Source organism: uncultured Campylobacter sp., from assembly GCF_938031315.1.
Lineage (GTDB): Bacteria > Campylobacterota > Campylobacteria > Campylobacterales > Campylobacteraceae > Campylobacter_B.
Genome location: NZ_CALHHT010000039.1, coordinates 1 through 3,993, shown reverse-complemented (window position 1 = coordinate 3,993; position 3,993 = coordinate 1). Strand labels below are relative to the sequence as shown.

Below are 3,993 nucleotides of genomic sequence, written 5' to 3'. Positions count from 1 at the left end.
AGTTTGGCTCGAAGTTTTCTAGCCATACCGTCGAAGAGCGGAGCGACTAGGACGATAACCGCGACTTGAAATATCATTAAAAATATAGTTTGTATAGTCTGCATCTTAAACCTCCTAGATCAAGAAATATCCGACGCCCAGTATCGCGCAAAGATAGATTAGGATGTAAAGCGTATATAAATTTGCATAGCCGCTTTGAATAATTCCTATCTTATCGGCGATCTTCTTACTCCAATCGATTACCGGTTGATAAATTATCGTCCACCAAATGTCTTGTGGGTGATTGTGATACTCGATCGGTCCGAAGTAGCCGTTTTGCTCTATTCTGCGTTTATGACCTCTAAATAACCAGTCCATAATCTTTCTTAAATCGCCGGTAAAAGGACCGCCGGTCATCTGCATGCGAGGGCTATATTTAAAGCCGCACGCCCAAGGATCGGTCTCACGAGGTTTGTCGCGATTTGCTTTCATAACCGCTAGGATGATAAACGGAAGCAGCATTGTAGAACACAAAATCACTGCAATAAGAGGAGTTGAAACGATACTTCCCAAAGGCGAAGTGATTGACGAAGCGCCTAGGCTTGCGACAAATTCTCTATTGGAAGTGATAGAATTTACCGCCTGCATTATGTAATCGACTATGAAGTGTGCGCCTACGCCAAATCCCACGCAGCCTATCATCAAAATGATCATTCCTAAAACCATTCCTAATGGGCTTTCTTTTGCATTTTCCCAAATTTTTTCATCCCTTGGGGTTCCTGCGAAGATTACCGCATAAAGCTTAAGGTGCATACCGACCAAAACGCCGGTAAGTGCAAGAGCGACCACTGCTAAAGAGAAAGCGTATCTAATGAAAATTCCGCTTTCCTTAGCACCTTGAAGCATTCCTTGATAGGTAAACCACTCTGAAACGAAGCCGTTTACCGGAGGAAGCGCTGCGATACCCATGATACCGATAAACATACCGATAGCAGTTAGAGGCATTTTTTTAGCTAGACCTCCTAGTACATCCATATTTTGCGTATGAGTAGCGTGGATTACAGAGCCTGCACATAAGAATAGCAAGCCTTTGAATATCGCGTGATTTACTACGTGGTAGCAGCCTGCTAAAAATCCGACTGCGGCTAGCGTTACATTGCCTGCTGCGACGCCGTAAATTCCGGTGCCAAGACCCAGCAAGATAATGCCGATATTTTCGACCGAGTGATACGCAAGAAGCGCTTTAAAGTCGTGCTGGCACAACGCGTATAAAACGCCAAAAAGCGAGCTAGCTGCTCCTAGGATCAAAACTGCAAGCCCAAAATAGATGCTTAGCGGCAAAAATAGCGTAAATTTAACAAGCGTAAAGAGCGCTACTTTAATCATAACGCCGCTCATTAGCGCAGAGACATTTGATGGAGCCGCAGGGTGAGCTTGCGGTAGCCAGACGTGGAAAGGCCACATTCCCGCTTTTGAGCCGAAGCCGACCAAAAACAAGATGAATGCTGCTACAGAAGCGCCCATAGGCATATTTACTTTTCCCCACTCCGCAAATTCGAAGCTTCCTGCGTAGTTTGCAATGATAAGTAATCCACAGGTGATACAAAATGCACCGATCTGCGCTATACCTAGATATACCATAACGGCTTTGAGCGTACCCTTGCCATCGTTTACTATTATTAGAAATGACGAAATTAACGTCATAAGCTCCCATAAAACAGCGAAGCAAAATACATTATCCGCACTGATGACTAAAAGCATAGATAAGATGAAGGTATTAAATAAACATGCAAAAACGCCGATATTTGCCTTTCCGATATATTCCTCAGCGTAGCTCATGCCGTAAACGCTGCTTGCAAAGCCTATAAAAACGACTACGAAACTGAAGAAATTCCCAAGCGGACTTAAAGCAAATTTTGGCGCATATAAGAAAGTGCCGCCCAAAACGAAGCTATCGCTTACGCCCATATTGGCTACGAAATGACACATCGCGTAAAAACAGCTGATAGCACCTAATCCAAATCCCACCTTAACGGCAGTTTTTGGAGCGCAGTATAAAAGGATACTAATTACTGCACTGACGATAAATAAAGTATAGACGCTTATCATTTTGCGCCTCCTTCTTTTTTGGCGACGCAACTGATTTCGCCGTTTAATACGTCTTTTGCAAAAGCATTAGCCGCATCGTAGTCTATCGCAAAGCCCAATTTATGCTTACCTTCTTTAGGATCTATCATAATGATAGCGCTAGTTGGGCAAACCTCGACGCATGCAGGACCGTTCTCGCGTCCGTTGCATAGATCGCATTTGATGGCGGTGCTTTTGGCGCCCGCTTGGCTTTCGATCTCGAGATAATACTTCGGCTCGACCGCATAATTTACTGACGGCATAAGCTCGGCATTCGAGCTGATCGCGCCATAAGGACAGGCGAGCGTACACATCTTGCATCCGATGCAAATTTCCTCATGCAACTCTATGTAGTTGTTAGAGAAGCGAAGTGCGCCGGTAGGGCATACGTTTGCGCATGGTCCGTCATCGCACTGCCTGCACTGCGTAGGCATAACGCCGTAAGCCTGTCTAAGCACGGTAAGTCGCGATTTAGCAAGCTTACCGCGCTCGTAGGCACTTGAGTAACAGGCTGCCATGCACGTCGTGCAACCGATACATCGTTTGTAATCGCAGATTACAAATTTATGTTGTTTCATACCTTTCTCCTTGACTTAAGGAATTTTAAAAATTTTTTACTAAAAATTTTGGTGTAATTATATTTAAGTCCGTAAAAAAATTCCGTCATTTATCTGACGATATTTGGAATTTATTTGATAAATTTGCACTTTTTGCTTAAATTTAAAAACTAATTAATTCTTTAAATAAAATTAATTTGTCACTAGCTTTTAATCACTATAATTTCAGTATGCAATATACTTTTGAAATTTAAATTATCATTAAAATTTCCTTCACTTATTCTCGATTTTGGTTAAAAAAATTCTTTTTGCTTAAGACAAAATTTCAATTTTATTTTAGGTAAGAATTTATATAATTGTGCCGAAATTGCATATATGGTAATTTTGCATGTTTAGTATTTTCGAAAGGAGAAAATATGGCGAATAAAGGCAAGGTCATATGCCCTTATTGTGGCACAGGCTGTCAAATCGAGCTGACTGCGGAAGACAATTATATCAAATCCGCAACCGGCGTAAGCGACAACCCCGTAAATCAAGGTTGTTTATGTTTGAAAGGTTATTACGGATGGAATTACGTAGGCTCTAGAGATAGGCTTACTACTCCGCTAATTCGTAAAAAGAATGGCAAATTTAGTAAAGACGGCGATTTGGTCGAGGCTAGCTGGGACGAAGCGCTTGATTTGGTTGCTAAAAAGATGCTTGAGGTTAAAGAAAAATACGGTGCCGACGCGATAGCGGGAAACTATTCCGCACGCTGCACCCATGAGGATAACTACGTAGCGCAGAAGCTACTTAGAATTTTAGGCACGAATAATATCGATCACTGCGCGCGCATTTGACACGCTCCGACAGTAGCAGGACTTGCTAAAACAATCGGAAACGGAGCTGCCACAAATAGCTTTACGGAGATCGGAATTCATAGCAACTGCATTATGATGATCGGCTCGAACCCTGAAAATGGTCACCCTATCGTCGCGATGCACGTACAAAGAGCGCTAAATAGAGGCGCTAAACTTATCGTTATCGACCCGGTAAAAACGGAATTTGCAAACCGCGCTACCGTGCATTTGCAGCTTGAGCCGGAGCATAATATACCGGTCATAAACGCTTTAATCTATACCGTTATTGACGAAGATTTGGTAAATCACGAGTTTGTCGAGAAATACACCAAAGGTATCGAATACGTAAAAGAGGCTGTAAAAGATTACTCTCCGGAGGCCGTAGCGAAGTATACGAGACTAAATCCGGAAGATATCAGAAAAGCTGCTAGAATTTACGCAACTACTCGCCCTGCGGTCATTACGCACGGAATGGGCGTAACCCACTTCAA

Annotated in this window: 3 protein-coding genes and 1 pseudogene; 1 reads left to right on the top strand and 3 read right to left on the bottom strand. The window is 42.8% G+C overall.

Annotated elements, in window-relative coordinates; translation table 11 throughout:
* The 3 genes and pseudogenes from Q0236_RS13200 to Q0236_RS01070 form a co-directional block, all read right to left on the bottom strand.
* A pseudogene (locus Q0236_RS13200) lies at positions 1–104 on the bottom strand (NADH-quinone oxidoreductase subunit H); the annotation flags it as partial.
* A gap of 10 nt (positions 105–114) precedes the next feature.
* Entirely contained in the window at positions 115–2,088 is a 1,974-nt protein-coding gene (locus tag Q0236_RS01075) for a proton-conducting transporter membrane subunit (RefSeq protein ID WP_297914002.1), read from the bottom strand.
* A complete protein-coding gene (locus tag Q0236_RS01070; protein WP_297913999.1) occupies positions 2,085–2,684 on the bottom strand; it encodes a 4Fe-4S dicluster domain-containing protein in 600 nt (199 codons plus the stop codon). The genes Q0236_RS01075 and Q0236_RS01070 overlap by 4 nt, the downstream gene beginning before the upstream one ends.
* A gap of 395 nt (positions 2,685–3,079) precedes the next feature.
* Here Q0236_RS01070 and Q0236_RS01065 point away from each other — a divergent pair.
* Positions 3,080–3,993, top strand: a 914-nt coding sequence (locus Q0236_RS01065; RefSeq protein WP_297913996.1) for a molybdopterin-dependent oxidoreductase, incomplete at its 3' end; no start/stop codon positions are given.